This is a genomic window from Staphylococcus sp. GDY8P85P (assembly GCF_017892405.1).
Lineage (GTDB): Bacteria > Bacillota > Bacilli > Staphylococcales > Staphylococcaceae > Staphylococcus > Staphylococcus borealis.
In genome coordinates this window covers 1-18,235 of the sequence record NZ_JAESLA010000017.1, presented here as the reverse complement: position 1 = coordinate 18,235, position 18,235 = coordinate 1, and the positions used below count along the sequence as shown (strand labels likewise).

General features: G+C 33.3%; 16 protein-coding genes. 15 read left to right on the top strand and 1 reads right to left on the bottom strand.

The window, feature by feature from the left end; all coding sequences use genetic code 11:
* Nucleotides 1-101 precede the first annotated feature (101 nt).
* From KA828_RS03960 to KA828_RS03895, 14 genes are all read left to right on the top strand, one after another.
* Nucleotides 102-386 (top strand): putative quinol monooxygenase, encoded by a 285-nt coding sequence (locus KA828_RS03960; protein WP_053028780.1) that lies wholly within the window; start codon nt 102-104, stop codon nt 384-386.
* A gap of 166 nt (nt 387-552) precedes the next feature.
* Nucleotides 553-2,490, top strand: coding sequence for an FUSC family protein (locus tag KA828_RS03955; protein ID WP_193838967.1), 1,938 nt, complete (start codon nt 553-555; stop codon nt 2,488-2,490).
* Nucleotides 2,491-2,561: 71 nt separating this feature from the next.
* Complete coding sequence (locus KA828_RS03950) at nt 2,562-2,981, top strand: DUF2188 domain-containing protein (RefSeq protein WP_210125456.1); 420 nt, start codon at nt 2,562-2,564, stop codon at nt 2,979-2,981.
* A 171-nt stretch (nt 2,982-3,152) separates the two neighbouring features.
* On the top strand, nt 3,153-3,854 hold the full coding sequence (locus tag KA828_RS03945) for a GTP pyrophosphokinase (protein ID WP_053028777.1): 702 nt from the start codon (nt 3,153-3,155) through the stop codon (nt 3,852-3,854).
* Between the two features lie 141 nt (nt 3,855-3,995).
* Nucleotides 3,996-4,871, top strand: coding sequence for an alpha/beta fold hydrolase (locus KA828_RS03940; protein WP_053028776.1), 876 nt, complete (start codon nt 3,996-3,998; stop codon nt 4,869-4,871).
* Nucleotides 4,872-4,965: 94 nt separating this feature from the next.
* Nucleotides 4,966-5,688, top strand: a complete 723-nt coding sequence (locus tag KA828_RS03935) for a MerR family transcriptional regulator (protein WP_210125455.1) — start codon at nt 4,966-4,968, stop codon at nt 5,686-5,688.
* Nucleotides 5,689-5,859: 171 nt separating this feature from the next.
* The gene (locus tag KA828_RS03930; RefSeq protein ID WP_228480688.1) at nt 5,860-6,504 is read left to right on the top strand and encodes a GntR family transcriptional regulator; all 645 of its coding nucleotides are present in this window, start codon (nt 5,860-5,862) and stop codon (nt 6,502-6,504) included.
* 21 nt (nt 6,505-6,525) lie between these two features.
* Nucleotides 6,526-8,064, top strand: coding sequence for a gluconokinase (gene gntK / locus KA828_RS03925; protein ID WP_210125453.1), 1,539 nt, complete (start codon nt 6,526-6,528; stop codon nt 8,062-8,064).
* A gap of 40 nt (nt 8,065-8,104) precedes the next feature.
* Nucleotides 8,105-9,463, top strand: coding sequence for a gluconate:H+ symporter (locus KA828_RS03920; RefSeq protein WP_210125452.1), 1,359 nt, complete (start codon nt 8,105-8,107; stop codon nt 9,461-9,463).
* A 264-nt stretch (nt 9,464-9,727) separates the two neighbouring features.
* Nucleotides 9,728-10,594, top strand: a complete 867-nt coding sequence (galU, locus tag KA828_RS03915; RefSeq protein WP_053028771.1) for a UTP--glucose-1-phosphate uridylyltransferase GalU — start codon at nt 9,728-9,730, stop codon at nt 10,592-10,594.
* A gap of 865 nt (nt 10,595-11,459) precedes the next feature.
* On the top strand, nt 11,460-11,861 hold the full coding sequence (locus tag KA828_RS03910; RefSeq protein ID WP_210125451.1) for a (deoxy)nucleoside triphosphate pyrophosphohydrolase: 402 nt from the start codon (nt 11,460-11,462) through the stop codon (nt 11,859-11,861).
* Nucleotides 11,854-14,718: a DEAD/DEAH box helicase gene (locus KA828_RS03905; protein ID WP_210125450.1), complete on the top strand. Its 2,865-nt coding sequence runs from the start codon at nt 11,854-11,856 to the stop codon at nt 14,716-14,718. The genes KA828_RS03910 and KA828_RS03905 overlap by 8 nt, the downstream gene beginning before the upstream one ends.
* A 115-nt stretch (nt 14,719-14,833) precedes the next feature.
* Complete coding sequence (locus tag KA828_RS03900; RefSeq protein WP_210125449.1) at nt 14,834-16,102, top strand: MrcB family domain-containing protein; 1,269 nt, start codon at nt 14,834-14,836, stop codon at nt 16,100-16,102.
* Between the two features lie 476 nt (nt 16,103-16,578).
* The gene (locus tag KA828_RS03895; protein WP_053028767.1) at nt 16,579-16,770 is read left to right on the top strand and encodes a hypothetical protein; all 192 of its coding nucleotides are present in this window, start codon (nt 16,579-16,581) and stop codon (nt 16,768-16,770) included.
* A 284-nt stretch (nt 16,771-17,054) separates the two neighbouring features.
* Here the strand turns inward: KA828_RS03895 and KA828_RS03890 are convergent, their stop codons facing one another.
* Nucleotides 17,055-17,321 carry a DUF1413 domain-containing protein gene (locus tag KA828_RS03890; protein WP_070854710.1) on the bottom strand — a complete coding sequence of 89 codons (267 nt, stop codon included), beginning with the start codon at nt 17,319-17,321 and terminating at the stop codon, nt 17,055-17,057.
* Between the two features lie 189 nt (nt 17,322-17,510).
* On the opposite strand from KA828_RS03890, the gene KA828_RS03885 reads away from it, so the two are divergent.
* Nucleotides 17,511-18,206, top strand: coding sequence for an SDR family oxidoreductase (locus KA828_RS03885; protein ID WP_210125448.1), 696 nt, complete (start codon nt 17,511-17,513; stop codon nt 18,204-18,206).
* The last annotated feature ends 29 nt before the right edge of the window (nt 18,207-18,235 follow it).

The following is an 18,235-nucleotide window of genomic DNA, read 5'->3' as shown; positions in this document are numbered from 1 at the left end:
AGTGGACGACGAATTTAAAAAGAATTCTGTCCCACTCCTGTTTTATATGTGTGGAAGTGGTAAGATGATAGTGAATAAATCACAAATTGAGGGTGAAATGTATGATTATTATTAATGCAAAACTTAAAGTAAGCGAAGAACATCGTGATGCCTATTTAGATTTAATGACGAATTTAGTCAAACATGCACGTGAAGAAGAAGGTAATACATTTTATAGTCACTATGAAGATGTAAGTGAACGTAATACGTTCGTAGTTGTAGAGAACTATAAAGATCAAGCTGCTGTTGAAGCACACAATCATTCAGATCATTTTAAAGTGTTTAGTGAAAATATCGGTAACTATATTACAGAAAAACCAGTGATCGACGTAGCTGAAGTAAAATAATTAAAGTTAATTTCATAACGTAAACATTACTAAGGTAGGATAAGAAGTCAATTGTGAAGCGATGATTTCAATCCTACCTTTTTATTATTTAAACAATCACTATCATATAAACGAATAAAAAGTGTTATCATTGAATATGTATGTTTTATAGAAAGGAAAGATAACATTGGGAAATGTTTTAAAATCACTTATCACATTTGATACAAGTAAAGTTGACCCGATGAAAGGTATCAGACAGGGCTTGTTATTAATAATCCCAGCTCTATTAGGTTATTTCCTAGGTAATTTCGCACTAGGATTGCTCGTGTCAACTGGGACATTGGCACATATTTATGTGTTCAAAAGCTCACCACGTTCAATGATTAGAACAGTTATCTTATGTTCACTCTCATTTGCCGTATGTATGATACTGGGAACACTTACGGTTACTGAACCGATTCTATATGGTGTGACATTATTATTAGTTACGGTCATTCCTTATTATATCTTCAGTGCATTGAAGATAGCTGGACCGTCTTCAACTTTCTTCCTTGTAACATTTTGTTTACCGAGCAACTTGCCAGTAGCACCAAATGAAGCACTGTACCGCGGTGTTGCCATTCTTATTGGTGGTGCGATTGCTACATTTGTAGTTATTTTGACAATCCTTTTCCAAAAGCAAAAGATTGAAAATAGAGCAATTAATGCTGACTTTAACATGATTAAAGAATTAATGCACAATTATAACGATGTTGACAAGTTTAAAGAGAGTGCCAAAGCAGCAGTAACACAATTCAAGAACTCTGATGAATTGTTAATCACTGCAACAGCTGGGGCTGATCAAAAATTAAGTCCACGCTTCCAAAGATTGTTATTGCTACATACCTCAGCACAAGGTTTGTATTCAGAGCTATTGGAATTACATGAAAAAGGTATACGCCCAATTCCAAATGAATTAGTTGAAATGATGGACGTTGCAATACGCAATGCATATCGCACATCAGCAGCACGAGAAAAATGGACGAAAGAAGTCAATGTTGATGAAGTGTTTGACGATTTATGGCAATATATCTTGAAAATCGATGAAATTACAAACTTAGATTCTAACCAAATTGAACATGAAGCGAGTGTTCGTAAGCCACTTTACAGTCAACGTATCATTCATAATTTAACGTTAGATTCTATCGTATTTCGAAATACTTTGATTTATGCCGTAATTATGGCAGTGGCCATTTTTATTTCATTAGCATTTAATATCCAAAAATCTTACTGGATTCCATTAACGGCGCATACCATCTTATTAGGTATGACAACACGACGCATGTTAGACCGTTCTGTAGCCCGTGGCTTAGGTACCATCTTAGGTACACTCGTATTATCAGCAATACTATATTTCAATCCACACTTGGTTATCGCAGTCATCATTATGGGTCTTGCGGCAATGGTTACTGAAACATTTGTAGGTTCTAACTATGCCTTTGCGGTAATCTTTATTACAATCCAAGTTATATTATTAAATGGTTTAGCATCAGATAACCTGTCCATTTCAATTGCCTATACACGTATCTTTGATGTATTGATTGGTATTGCCATCGCAGTTGTTGGGATCTTACTTATTAATCGACAAACAGCATCCGCCATGTTACCACGAACGATTGCAGAAGTGGTTCGTAAAGAAGCCGTTATCTTCCAATATTTATTCTCAGAAAATCATTACCAAGATGATTTACGTGAAAGAGATGAAAGCTTAGCTTTATCAGTGAAAATGAGTAACATGACACAAATTAATAATTCAGCAAGTGGTGAATTATTCTCAAATCAAGAAGTGATTCGTTATTATTATCCAAGTATCTTCGCATTAGAAGAAATTAACTTTATGTTAATGCGTGCAATGCAAGATCATCAACGTCAACGTATTTCTGATCATCAAATGGGAGAATACCTTGTTACCTTTGAGAACTTAGCGAAACATTTCGAACTTCAAAGCAGACTTGAAATTAATGAACTTTCCGATTTACCGCAATATAATTACATTAAATCGGCATTAATGCGACTGCAAAATAATTGTGTGCATACACGTAAAGATATTAATGAAGTTGAAGATGGAGCTGCAATTAAAGCATAATACCATCATCGAGTTTCACTTCTGGTGATAGTGGTAAAGCTAACTATCAATTAAAAAAGGAGATTGATACCATGCCTTGGACGATGGACGATTATCCGAATACGTGGAAGCACTTTGATGAATTAGAACGAAAAAAAGCCATCGATATTGGTAATGCAATGTTGAAAGATGGTTATAAAGAAGGCGATGTTATACCAATTGCAACACAACAAGCTAAAGATTGGTATAAAGATGCATCGAAAGCAGAGCTTGATGAATTAAAGCACAAGCATGTCACACAACACCAAAAGGATCAATCAGCGAATCCAAAACTCAATGACAAAAATGTACATGTATATTTTGAAGATGAGGAATGGAAAGTGAAAACAGAAGGGGCGAAACAAGCGTCCGATACTTTTGAGAAGAAAGCAGACGCCACGAAACGCGCGCAAGCTATTGCTGATAATCGTGGTACGACAGTCATTGAACATAAAAAAAGTGAATCATCGTAATAAAATCAATGCACGAGGCTGAAACAATGTGTTCAAACAGAATGCTGTTTCAACGTCGTGCGTTTTCATTATCAATTGAAAGTTCTAAAATAATCTGCAATAAAAGAGTATTATTTTTAGTTTATTTTGTAATTCGATATAATAAACAGTGATGATTAAGGAGGAAATACTATGTATGTAGAAAGAAAACCATCATTGTATATAGAAGAATTACGAAGTGAATTTAAAGATAACTTACATCATTTCAAAGATGGAGATGAAGCCTTTGATAGATTAATTGGTTTCGTAGAACTCGATCATTTATACGCCTCAGCCTTAAAAGAAATCAGCACCAAATTAGATATTCTCGATGACAACTTTAACTATGTTTATAAACATAATCCGATTCATCATATGGAACGACGTGTAAAAGAAATGAATAGTCTAATTAAAAAGCTACATCGTAAGCAAGTCGAAATTAGTGCAGAAAGTGCGCGTAAACATATTCTTGATATTGCGGGAATTCGTGTCGTTTGTAACTATTTAGAAGATATATATGTCATTGAGAAGATGCTCCTAAAACAAGAAGACGTTAAACTTCTCAAACGTAAAGATTATATTAAAAATCCGAAAGAAAATGGGTATCGTAGTTTACATATCGTTGTGACAATTCCCGTATTCTTATCCAATAAAGTGGAAACATTACCTGTAGAGATTCAAATTAGAACCATTGGCATGGATATGTGGGCAAGTTTAGAACATAAAATTCGTTATAAAAATAACGCTAATACAGAAGATTATAGCGATATGTTAAAAGACTGTGCCCTTGAAATTTCAGATGTAGAATCTAAAATGCAATCCATTCATTCTGCGATTTCAGATAATAATGAATAACGTTAAACGATAAAGCGTAACTTATTGAATTGTACGTAACCTGTAACAATTTTATAAGTTATGCTTTTTTAATTTGTCTCTGTTTTGATAATTTTATGATAAAATAATAATTTAGTAATATAGGGATTTTTGAGGTTGATTATGAACAGAAAACATTTTAAAACACAAATTTATCAATTAAAAAATTATCATAACGAACAAGTAGAAGTCGCTTTCGCGGGCAATCCAACATCAAATAGAGCAATCGTATTTATACATGGTGCTATCATGACATACCGTATTATGACCATGTTCGAACCCTACTTCAGAGAGTATAAAATGATTTTCATTAATTGTCCTAGTCGTGGTAAAAGTTCAAAGATTGATCGTAATAACCATACTTTAGATGATTACTCTGAACGAATTGAAGATGTTTTGGAACAAATCGTTGCCACACAACACCTTGAAAAGGTCATGATTATTGGGTATTCAATGGGAGGGATGATTGGCACACGTCTATTGAAATTTAATAAACTACCGATATCTCATCTTGTTTATTTAAGTAGCGCAGCTAAAATTACGCCAAACACGAGTATGCTTGCACGTTTATTCTCAACAGATAGTAAGCGTGACCATTTCAAAGATGAAATTACTGCCATCAAAAACTTGCCACAATACATCTTAAAGAAAACAGTATACGCACGAAAAGAAAACGGACTAGATATCTTATCCTTTGTCGCCCCGATTAAGACGATCATCACTGATTTATTATATACAATTAAAGCAGATTATCTTCCAGATATTGAAGAAATTGAACAATTTCCAAAGTTACTATTTATCTCTGGTCAGGATGATGAAATTATCCCGTATACAGATTCACAAGCCACTATGGAGCAGTATAAGCGCTACGGCGGTGAAACGAAGGAAATCGTCTATCCTGGTATTGGGCACATGGATTTTCCATCTGTACTTGAACAATTACCTAATGGCACTGTAGGAATTATTGATCATATAAAATCATGGATTGAAGATAAATAAGACTGCCTTTAGACTGACCGATAACATCATTTATCAAAAGGTCTTGAATGTGACGTTACGTCATATACTATATTCAATGTAGGAGGTGGACACTATGTCACATTACACTATTGGGGCGCTAGCTGATCAACTAGGTATAACGGTTCGAACACTACAATATTATGATCGTAAAGGTTTATTAACAGCGAAACGTACAGCAGAATCAAATCGCAGATATTACAATGAAGACGATGTACAACAATTACAGTTGATTGCCTTATTAAAGGAATTTGGTTGTACGTTAGATGAAATTAAAACATTGTTGTACGAAGATAGCGATATGCAGACATTAAAAACAATGCTTCAACTACATAAGGAAGCATTGCAAACACATATATACGATCAAACAAAAGCATTACAGCATATCAATGATGTAGAACAGTACATTTCAGATCACTTAAGCGCACCAATCAATCATCTATCTGACATAGATAAAGCGATGAAACAATCTACGACATTGAAGACATTTAGAAAGAAAGTATGGATGAGCGCAGGCGTCATTGGTATTATTCAATACACAGGACTAATTGCAAGTTTACTGAGAAGTTCAAGTAAGCCTTTCGTTTCAATCTTGCCTATTTTAGTAACCTATGCCATAGGATTAACGACATTCTATTATAAAAACATTTCATATTTGTGTCCAAATTGCCAACATACGTTTAAACCATCTGTGAAACAATTTATCGTGGCGCGACATACTATGCAAACACGTAAATTACTATGTCCAAATTGCCATGAAACTCATTATTGTATTGAAGTTTCAAATGAGAAAAAATAAATCATGTTACTATCCATCCCGGTCTATTTAGGACCGGGATATTTACTTTTAAAAAAGAAAGCGTTTGCAAAAATAAATACGATATATTAATATACTTGTATACAAGTTGTAATTGAATGAATAGGAGTGATGCATGTGAAAGAAAGTTATCCAGCACAGTGGCTTGGAGGCATGTCTAAAGGGGAAGGTGTCGCAGCAGAAATACGTTTACAAATTGTAAGCGGTGAGATTGAAGCGGGCACACTACTTACAGAGAATCAAGTGGCTAAACAATTTGACGTTAGCCGTTCGCCAGTTAGAGACGCCTTTAAATTATTACAAACAGATCAACTCATTCAATTAGAACGCATGGGCGCTAAAGTATTGCAATTTGGTGAGCAAGAGAAGAAAGAACTGTATGATTTACGATTAATGCTAGAGTCGTTTGCATTCGCAAAGATAAAACATATAGATAGAGAACCGATTATCAAAGAGATGCGTAAACATCTTGAAATGATGAAAGTAGCAGTTAAATTCGAAGATGCTGAAGCATTCACACAACATGACATTCAATTTCATGAAGCAATGATGCATGCATCAAATCACCAATATTTACAAACATTCTGGAAACATTTGAAACCAGTGATCGAAACACTCGTATTGTTATCCATGCGACAACGTATGGACCATGATAAAGCAGATTTTGAACGCATTCATCACAATCATAATGTGTTTGTTGAGGCGATTGAACACTATGATTCAGCGAAATTAAGAGAAGCCTTTCATTTAAATTTCGACGATGTTGGCGAAGATATTGAAAGTTTCTGGCTAAGATAAATAGAAGAAAGAAGGAATACTATGAACTACATGATTGGTGTGGACATTGGGACAACAAGTACGAAATCCGTATTATACGATGAAAATGGACAATTTATCATGAAACATAGCATTGGCTACCCCTTACATACGCCCAATGTTGATGTATCTGAAGAGAATCCTGACGAATTGTTTGATGCCGTTCTTATGACTGTGAAATATGTTGTAAGAGAAGCAAATATTAAAAAAGAAGACATCAAACTCATTGCATTTAGTGCACAAATGCATAGTCTGATTGCACTCGATGCACAACATCATCGTTTGACTGAAAGTATTACATGGGCAGACAATCGCGCGAGTAAATACGCAGAACTAATTAATAAGGAACATCATGGCTCAGGCATATATCAACGCACAGGAACACCAATTCATCCAATGTCACCATTATCTAAAATCTTCTGGATGAAATATGAACAACCTGATATTTATAAACAAACGGCGATGTTCGCTGATATAAAAACTTACATATTTTATCAACTATTTGAAACATACGTTATTGACCATTCAATGGCATCCGCGACAGGTATGTTTAATTTAGAAACACGCCATTGGGATGCAGAAGCACTCGAATTACTTGGTATCACTGAGGCACAATTACCACAATTAGTACCTACCACACACATACTTAAAGGCATGAAAAAACGCTACGCCACCCTAATGGGCATAGATGAGGATACGCCTATTATTGTTGGCGCAAGTGATGGCGTACTATCAAACTTAGGTGTAAACAGCTATAAAAAGGGCGAAGTAGCTGTCACGATTGGTACATCTGGTGCTATTCGCACAGTAATTAATAAACCACGCACAGATTATAAAGGTCGTATCTTTTGTTATGTATTGGACGAAGACCATTATGTTATTGGTGGACCCGTAAATAACGGCGGTGTCGTACTAAGATGGTTGAGAGATGAATTACTCGCAAGTGAAGTGGAAACGGCGAAACGTTTAGGCGTTGACCCATATGATGTACTAACTAAAATCGCTAGCCGAGTTAAACCAGGTTCAGAAGGACTTATTTTCCATCCTTACCTTGCAGGGGAACGTGCACCATTATGGAACGCAGATGCGCGTGGGTCATTCTTCGGATTAACGCTCTCTCATCAAAAGGAACATATGATACGTGCCGCATTAGAGGGTGTACTTTATAACCTGTATACAGTCTATCTTGCGCTTGTGGAAGTCATGAATGAAACACCAAGTACAATCAAAGCAACAGGCGGCTTTGCTAAGAGTGAAGTATGGCGTCAAATGATGGCAGATATCTTCGACACAGATCTCATCGTACCTGAAAGCTATGAAAGCTCTTGTTTAGGCGCATGTGTATTAGGTTTGAAAGCATTAGGCGACATTGAAGACTACTCAATTATTGAACAAATGGTCGGGACAACGAACGCGCATCAACCTGATCCAGACACAGTTCAAGTGTATCAACAGTTAGTATCCATCTTTATCAACTTAAGTCGTTCATTAGAAGAACGTTATGCAGAAATTGCAGACTTTCAACGTAAGCACATGGAGTAAATTATTAAATTAGAAAAAGAAAACATTAGGAGGGTTTACGATGTTTGGAGATATTTGGCCAATTATCAGTGTTGTTATTGGGATTTTATTACTTTTGTCATTAATTATTTTCTTAAAATTGAACACGTTTATTTCATTAATCATCACTTCTGTTGTCAATGCGATATTACTAGGTATGCCATTAAATAAAATTATGGAAACCATAGAAGCGGGCATGGGAAGTACACTCGGTCACATTGCGCTAATCTTTGGATTAGGTGCCATGCTTGGTAAATTACTTGCTGATGGTGGCGGTGCCAATCGAATTGCCGACACATTGATTGCTAAATTTGGACCGAAACACGTGCAATGGGCAATGCTAATCGCAGCCTTTATTGTAGGTATCGCACTATTCTTCGAGGTAGGGTTAGTTCTATTAATTCCATTAGTATTTACAATTGCTAAACGTGCGAAAGTCTCACCACTTAAATTAGGTTTACCAATGGTGACGGCTTTATCAGTAACACACGGTTTCTTACCACCACACCCTGGCCCCGTTGTTATTGCAAAAGAATTAAAAGCGAACGTTGGTCAAGTATTGCTATTTGGTATTATCATTGCCATTCCAGTAACCATTATCGCTGGACCAATATTTAATAAAATCGCACAAAAAATTATTCCTTCTGCCTATACGCGTGAAGGGGATATCTCAGCATTAGGATCTCAAAGAGAATTCAAAGAATCTGAAATGCCAAGCTTCGGATTAAGTTTATTTACAGCTGTGTTGCCAGTTATCTTAATGTTAATTTCAACTATTGTACAATTAATTACAGGCCATGAAGCAGCTACAAATTTATTTGAACAAATTGTTTACTTCATTGGTACTGCAGGTACAGCAATGTTAATTTCAGTTATCTTTGCGATCTTCTCTATGGGCTTAAATCGTGGTAGAAAAATGGACGATATTATGAAGTCAGTTACCAACGCCATCTATCCAATAGGTATGATGATTTTAATCATTGGCGGTGGTGGTACATTCAAACAAGTACTGATTGATGGCGGCGTAGGCGATACCATCGCGAAAATGTTCGAAGGTTCAACCATGTCACCAATCTTACTTGCTTGGATTGTAGCAGCCGTATTACGTATCGCATTAGGCTCAGCTACAGTAGCTGCCATTTCTACCACAGGTATCGTTTTACCATTATTGCAACACTCTGACGTAAACGTTGCACTCGTTGTGCTCGCAATAGGCGCCGGAAGTGTTATCTTATCTCATGTTAACGACGCAGGCTTCTGGATGTTTAAAGAATACTTCGGTTTAACCGTAAAAGAAACATTCCTAACATGGTCATTACTTGAAACCATTATTTCTGTATCAGGTATCATCTTTATCTTATTCATTAGTTTGTTTGTATAATATGTAATAATAATTGTCGCTCGTTAGAGTGGCAATTTTTTTAACCATAGGTTATAAGTCTAGATAGCAATACTAAAGAAAGATATAATGCGCGTTTTCAATAGCGAACGATATTGATTTAGATTTGTTACAAAATTCTAGAATAGAACTTAAAAGCATCCTCAAACAATGGGGTATCATAGGCTATCACTAGGAAAGACTTCCAAAGCGTGATAAACTAAAAAATGATATAAAAGACACAATGTGCAAAGGAGTTACTTGAGTTTGAAACAGATAAAAAAAGCAATCATACCTGCTGCTGGTCTAGGGACACGATTCTTACCAGCTACTAAAGCGATGCCGAAAGAAATGCTTCCAATCTTAGATAAACCAACAATTCAATACATAGTGGAAGAGGCTTCACGTGCAGGAATTGAAGATATTATCATCGTAACTGGTAAACATAAACGCGCAATTGAAGATCACTTTGACAACCAAAAAGAATTAGAAATGGTTCTTGAAGCCAAAGGTAAAGATGAGTTACTAGAGAAAGTACAATATTCAACAGACTTAGCAAACATCTTCTACGTTCGACAAAAAGAACAAAAAGGATTAGGCCATGCGATACATACCGCTCGTCAATTCATAGGGAATGAACCCTTCGCAGTCTTATTAGGTGATGACATCGTTGAATCAGAAACACCTGCAATTAAACAATTGATGAACGTTTATGAAGAAACAGGCCATTCAGTCATTGGTGTTCAAGAAGTGCCAGAGAGTGTCACACATCGATATGGTATTATCGATCCACTAGGAAAAGAAGGACGCCGTTACGAAGTCAAACAATTTGTTGAGAAACCGAAACAAGGTACAGCACCATCGAACCTTGCCATCATGGGTCGTTACATCTTAACACCAGAAATATTTGATTACCTCGAAACACAAAAAGAAGGCGCAGGAAACGAAATTCAACTCACAGATGCGATTGAACGTATGAATAGTGATATTCCTGTATATGCATATGACTTCGACGGTGATCGTTATGATGTTGGCGAGAAATTAGGATTCGTTAAAACAACAATCGAGTATGCCCTGAAAGATCCAAAGATGAAAGATGAACTGGTTCAGTTTATTAAAGAATTAGGATTATAGCCGTAAATGCAAAAGAAGACCCCATAAACACTTAAGTGATCAGCTTAAATGTTTATGGGGTTCAACTTTGATGTATCCCCATACATCACGCTCATATTTCTCTAAAAGCGATTCCGCTTTAATTAATACTTAGATAAAGCATCAGAGAGTAAGTATTAATTAGCATCATGTAATTGCGTATTCCTCGAAACACCGATCATAATACATCCTGACATTGAATAAAGAATTATGGGTTCTTCTTTAGATTACGTAATCTAGGCTGTTGATTCATGTTGAGTTGACTGACTTGTCAAACGTATTATGAACAAATATTTCAAAAACTATAAAACCAACTCATCCCAGTTTCCGCTAAGATGAGCTGTCGGGAAATATAATATGTAATGGTTGTATTTCCCAGCCTCTTCAAAACCTGTGTGTATTAGATATAAATCTAATACACTTAAATTGTACAATATATTATTCAAATAGAATACCGCTCCCAATATCAAAACTTTAGCTAAAAATATCAAACTTTTTACTTCATTCAAAAAAATATAGAAAAAAAGAAAGAGACCCATCTTACTCTCCAGTTAAGATGAACCTCTAACGAATTTTATCAATTGAGGACCTCATATCCTCGTACATCAGATCGATCTAATGTAAGTTAATTATAAACCAAGCATTAAGGTATACGTTATCAAAAAATGGACTGAAAGTATCAATAAATTGTTGAGTTATCATTATGTAATATGATTTCAAAATTATAATTTAAAAAGATTGATATAAATTTTGAAAAACAAATGTGAACTTTAAATTAGAGCATTGATGATCATATAAGTTTTGATAAAATTATAATTAATAAAAGTAAAAGGTGTGGGTGTTTTCTATGAAAAAGGTTATAAATGTTGTTGGTGCAATAATTTATTCAGAGGGTAAAGTTTTATGTGCACAACGTAGTGAGAATATGTCATTACCATTAATGTGGGAATTTCCAGGTGGCAAAATTGAGTCTGGAGAATCAGAAAAAGAAGCATTAATCAGAGAAATAAAAGAAGAAATGAAATGTGATTTAGTAGTTGGGGAAAAAGTGACTACAACAGAACATGAATATGAGTTTGGTATTGTAAAATTAACGACGTTTAAATGTACCTTAAATAATCAAATGCCGACGTTAACTGAGCACAAAGAGATCAAATGGTTACATATAGATGAATTAAAGACACTTCAATGGGCGCCAGCAGATATTCCTGCTGTAGAATTGATTTCGACTGGTGAAAATAATGAATAATAATATTGTGGAAAATTTAAAGCAGTCTTTAAATAAGGGCTTTATAGATAAAAACGTTGTTAATGAAGGCAATCTAAACCCTAAAATATTAATTAATGATAGAAATCAAAATGTATTAACTACGATTTTAAATGAGTTAAATAAATGTAAGGCATTTTATATTTCAGTAGCCTTCATTACTGAAAGTGGGTTAGCGAGTATAAAATCAGTACTCTATGATTTAAACAAAAAGGGCATAAAAGGGAAGCTAATTACATCAAATTATCTAGGATTTAATACGCCAAAGATGTATAAAGAGTTATTGAAGTTAAATAATGTTGAAGTACGTTTAACTGATATTGAAGGTTTTCATGCAAAAGGTTACATTTTTGAGCATGATAACTATTCTTCTATGATTATTGGAAGCTCTAATTTAACATCAACTGCGATGAAAGTAAATTATGAACATAATGTATTGTTATCAACTCATAAAAATGGGGATTTAATATATAACATTAAATATCAATTTGAAGAGTTATGGGGTAATAGTACACCTTTAAATGAACAATGGATCGAAAACTATGAGCAATCATTTAGTCCAAAACTTTATAAAAACTTATTTGAAATCAATAATGAACAAAACACTTTATTAAATAAATTCGAAAAAACCAATGAAATCAAACCAAATATAATGCAAGAAGAGGCCTTAATGTCTTTAAGTCAATTAAGAGAGACAGGTGAACATAAAGGGTTAGTTATATCAGCTACTGGTACAGGTAAAACTATTTTATGTGCTCTAGATGTGAGAAATTATAGACCTAATAAATTTTTGTTTATTGTTCATAATGAAAGTATCTTAAAGAAAGCGCGTCAAGAATTTATCAAAGTATTCCCGCATGAAAATCAGCAATCCTTTGGTTTATATACAGGAACTCAAAAAGAAAATACTGCAAAATATGTTTTTGCAACTATTCAATCATTAAGTAGAAATGATAATTATAAAAATTTCGAAAGTGATGAGTTTGATTATATTGTGTTTGATGAAGCACATCGAACTGATGCTAAAACATATCAAATGATTTTCAACTATTTTAAACCTGATTTTATGTTAGGAATGACAGCAACGCCCGAGAGAACAGATGATGGTAACATATTCGAATTATTTGATAATAATATTGCATATGAAATTAGATTACCTAAAGCTTTAGAAAGTAAAATACTTTGTCCGTTTCATTACTATGGAGTGACGGATTACGTACACAACGGAGTAGAAAGTGATGATTTTACAGATTTGAAAGATTTAACCTCTGAAGAGAGGATTAATCATATAGTTGAAAAAGCTGATTATTACGGTTTTTCAGGCGATAAGTTAAGAGGTTTAATATTTGTTAGTAGAAAAGAAGAAGCTATTGAAATAGCAGAAATGCTGACAGCTAGAAATATTCCAAGTAAGTCATTGATTGGTAGTGATAGCCCTAATAAAAGAATGAAAGTAACAAATGAACTAATTAATGGTGAAATTAATTATATCGTTACAGTTAATTTATTCAATGAAGGTATAGACATACCGGAAGTAAATCAAATTATAATGTTAAGGGGCACGCAGTCTAGTATTATATTTATACAACAGTTAGGTAGAGGATTGAGAAAAAGTTCTGAAAAAGAATATGTTACAATCATAGATTTCATAGGAAACTATAAAAATAATTATCTCATTCCAATAGCATTATCAGACAATCAATCACAAAATAAAAATGCATACCGTCAATTTCTAAGTAATCCTAATCAAATAGAAGGTATATCAACGATTAACTTTGAAGAAATAGCTAAGAAAAAAATCTATGATTCAATCGATAATGCTAAATTAAATAGTGTTAAGATTATTATCGATGCTTTCAAGACAGTCGAAGAGCGAATAGGTCGTATGCCATTGCTCATGGACTTTATTAAACAAAATTCAATTGATCCACAGGTTATATTATCTAAATTTAGCAGTTATCATGAATTTTTGAAAAAATATAACTATACGCAATTGGAACTCTCAGATGATGCAACAAAAAATTTGTGTTTCTTATCACGAGAAATATCACCTGGATTAAAAAATTCGGATTATTTAGTACTTGAATATATAATCAATAAAGGTCAAATAGGTGAAGAAATATATGATGAATTGAATCATCTTAATAATGAGGATATTAACACTTCTTTAAAAATATTAACATTAGAATATTTTGGTCAAGCAGAACATGCGAGATATGGTAATCCAATTATAACTAAGAATGGAAATAAATATAGTTTGAGCGCTTCATTTAAAAAATATTTGGCAGATATGCAATATCAAATATATGTAGACGATTTAATTAGTTTAGCTAAATATTATAATGAGAAGTTTCAAAATTCAGGGAATGACTTAATCCTTTATAATCAATATTCGAGATTAGATTTTCTAAAATTAGTAAACTGGAGAAATGATGAAAAAAATATGAGTAATAACATTTATGGTTATAGAGTGTTAGATGATCATATTCCAGTATTTATTACATATAAAAAATCTGAAGATATAGAAGATAATATTAAATATGAAGATCATTTCATAAGCCAAGATGAATTAGCTTGGGTTTCAAGAGCAAATGCATCATTAAAAAGTAATGAAATACAAGATATTATTAACCATAAAGAGAAAAATAAAAAAGTTTATATTTTTGTAAAGAAAAGTGATGCTGAAGGAAGACTTCATTATTATTTAGGAGAAGCAGAATACATCCAAGGAACAGCTAAAGAAGAAATTCGAGATATTGGTGATAGAGTAGTAACAATGAATTTTACTATGAAGACATCAATTAGAGATGATATATATAGATATATTGTAGAAGAATAACATTAATGTTCACCATAGTGTAATTAGTTAGATATTAAATTGCACTATGGTGTCTTTTATTATTTTGAATATATAATAATATATGTAATATACATAATGATTAGAGGGATTCAAGATGATAAAAGATATAAAAAATGTTTTGAATTTGATAAAAATGAAAAATAGCGAGGATGTCAGAACGAATAAAGATTGGGACCTAAGTGACAAGTATTCATCAATTATTGAAGAATTATTGCCCAAACAGCTAGAAAATTTATCTAATAATAAAGACCTTTTAACTACTGGAAGTGTTGGAAAGGGAAATTATAGTATGGTTCCATGGGTTACTACCTTTAACACTAATATAACTAAAAGCACTCAAAAAGGTTATTACATTGTTTATTTATTTCACCCCGAAGGCAAAGGGGTATATCTCTCTTTAAATCAAGGTTGGAGCGAAATTAAAGAAAAAACTTTGGGTGTAAAAAAAGCTAAAGAAAAAGCACTTGCCCTTTCAAAGTATTTAGCGTCATATCTGGATGATAATAACTTTGAAGTAGGTAGATTTTATTATTCAAATAATAAGGATAGTAAATATGATAAATCGGATTTGCCAAGTGGATATGCTCACGGTTCAATTATTTATAAGTATTATGATTTTGAGACTGAAGTGTATACCGAGGATATGATGATTTCAGACTACAAAGAAATGATTAAATTACTTAACGGATTAGTAAATAAAATTAATATAAATGAATATAACGCGTTATTATTAAATATTAATGAAATAGTAACAATAATAGAGACTAAAGAACTTAATGAAAGTATTAATGAAAATAAAAATATTCAAATGTCTCAAATAGATAAACCTAAAGCTTCAACATATGTAAAAAAATATAAGACCTCTACTAAAAAACAAACTGATGACGACATTGAAAAAGCCCATAAAGAAAACAAAATAACAGGGCAAATTGGAGAAAAATTAGCTTATCAATATTTTATGAATTTAATTGAAAAAAATATATCTGATAAAAATTTACAAGAACAATTTATTAATACAATTGATACATCTATGGGTGAACTACACGGATATGGATATGACATGATTGCTTTTGATCCTCAAAATTTAGATAGTCCAGTTGAAAAATATATTGAAATTAAAGCCACTAAATCTAAAAAAGAGGATGAACCTTTTTACTTATCATTAAATGAAATATATGCCATGTATGAGAACCCTCAAAAATATTTGATATTCAGAATTATAGGATTAAATAGTAAAACACCTAAGTTTTATATTATTGATCCATATGAAAACTATGATGAATTTGAAAGTGTAGAGGATTTAATAGAGAAAGTCTTTAATGCCGAGTGTATTCAATTTAAAATATTTAATGTTAAACCATGATTTTATATTTTAAATCGTAAAAATATTAAGTGTTACCATATTAATTAAACCATAGAATATACATCATAGTTAAGAGGGGTAACATAAAAGTATAATTACCTGAACCTAAGTGCTTTAGCGCATTGGTGAGTAGTTCTAAGATAGATAACGTAGCGAAGTTATAAGACTCCTAGCGGAAAAGAAAGTGTCTCAAGACTACAGGCTTGAGCCTTTCCCGCAGGAAAGCGAAATAACTTAAGCAAGTGAATATCTATCTAAGAACTACTTTATAGTTTTTTCAATATGAAATTGTCACAACAAAAACAAGCAAATGTTAATACTGAATGCCATGTATATTCCACATACATAAATCCCTTCAATTACTTTCATTTTCAAAAAAGTGAACTATTTGTGAAAAGTATCACAAAAGACTTTAAAATTTTTTAAAAGGGTGTATGATAAGAATTGTAAGGAATAAGTAATGGGAAGTGATACTGATGAGAAAAGTAATTGAAGAAGTTGTTTTTTCTGATGAAGGCAGTTACGAAATTTATTTAAAAACTGGTGTTAATCAAGGAATGATCGGTGATATTAAAGATGGCTACTTGACTATCGATTCTATTCCGTACATTGATGCAGAACGACTATATTACTATGGACTCGAACGTAAAACACTCGTTACAAATTAATTCAAATTGAATGGCCTCCTATTAACATTCAAGAACCTTATATGCCTTCGTTGGTGAGCAGTCGAAGGCATACCATAAATATACCCCTAATCATTCTGGAATAATGTGTTGAAAAAGGCTGGGACATACTCAAATGTCTCAGCCTCTTTATCATTTTGACAGTAAATGACTGATTTGAAAATGCGCTTCAATCAAGCGTTTTTCAAACCTAGTCATCCTTGCTGGAGCAGGACAACGAAATAAATTTTGAGAAAACATTATTTCTGTCTTGCTCCCTTTGCATATTATAAATCTTTGAAATTCTTCTTAACTTCATTGTATTGGTATTCTTGATTATATAACTTGAATTTATACCCTTCTTGACTAGAGAATGGCATTCTTACACGTGGTATTTCGTCCAATTGTGCGATAAATTCTCTTTCTTGGCGTGTACGTTGTTTCACGCTCATATTCATCCATTCATCCTCACTATATAAATCGATGAAATGGAATGAGAAACTTGTTCTACTCTTTTCAGCGCGTAACGCTTGAATACGTTCTTCAAATGTCATTGCGACTCCTCCTATCTTTATATATGCCCAATGATTTAAGTATATACATTAACTTTAATACGTTTTCATAAAGATTACAATTCTTCTCAGTGTTTTCATGATAATATTTCCCGGGAACAGTTATGAAGGTTTAATGTATATGAAATATGGTAATGTATTCAATGAATCTATAGTAAAGGATGAAGTGAAATGACAGAATTAAATGGACGCGTAGCAATTATTACTGGCGCAAGTAGCGGTATTGGTGCAGCAACAGCGAAAGCACTTGCGACACAAGGTGTCAAAGTCGTCTTAGCTGGACGTAATGAAGATAAATTAAACCAAGTCGCACAAACATTAAATGAAGAGGCCGTACACATTGTACCTACAGATGTAACCATTCAAACAGACGTTGATGCATTAGTTGCGCAAGCCATCGATAGATTTGGACAGGTCGATATCTTTGTTAACTGTGCAGGTCTTATGCGCTCTTCTAAAATCACAGACTATCAAGTTGACGCATGGGATGCAATGGTAGATACAAATATTAAAGGCCTTCTATATAGTCTGAATGCGATATTACCTAAGTTCGAGGCACAAGGAGCAGGACATGTTGTGAATTTAGCTTCAATATCTGCGAATGAAGTTTCTAAAGCCAGTGCCTTATATAGTGCAACGAAATCTGCCGTACTGATGATTTTTAATGGCTTAGAAAAGGAATTAGCTAAAACAGGTATTAAAACGACAAGCATCTTACCAGGTATGGTGGATACACCAATGACAGAACATAGTGACTTTGGTGGTCGTAAGAAACTAGATCCTGAAAACATAGCAGATGCGATAGTTTATGCACTAACACAACCAGCACATGTCAATGTAAACGAAGTGACTGTGCGACCGGTATAACAATAATCATGAGTCCGGGACATAATGTT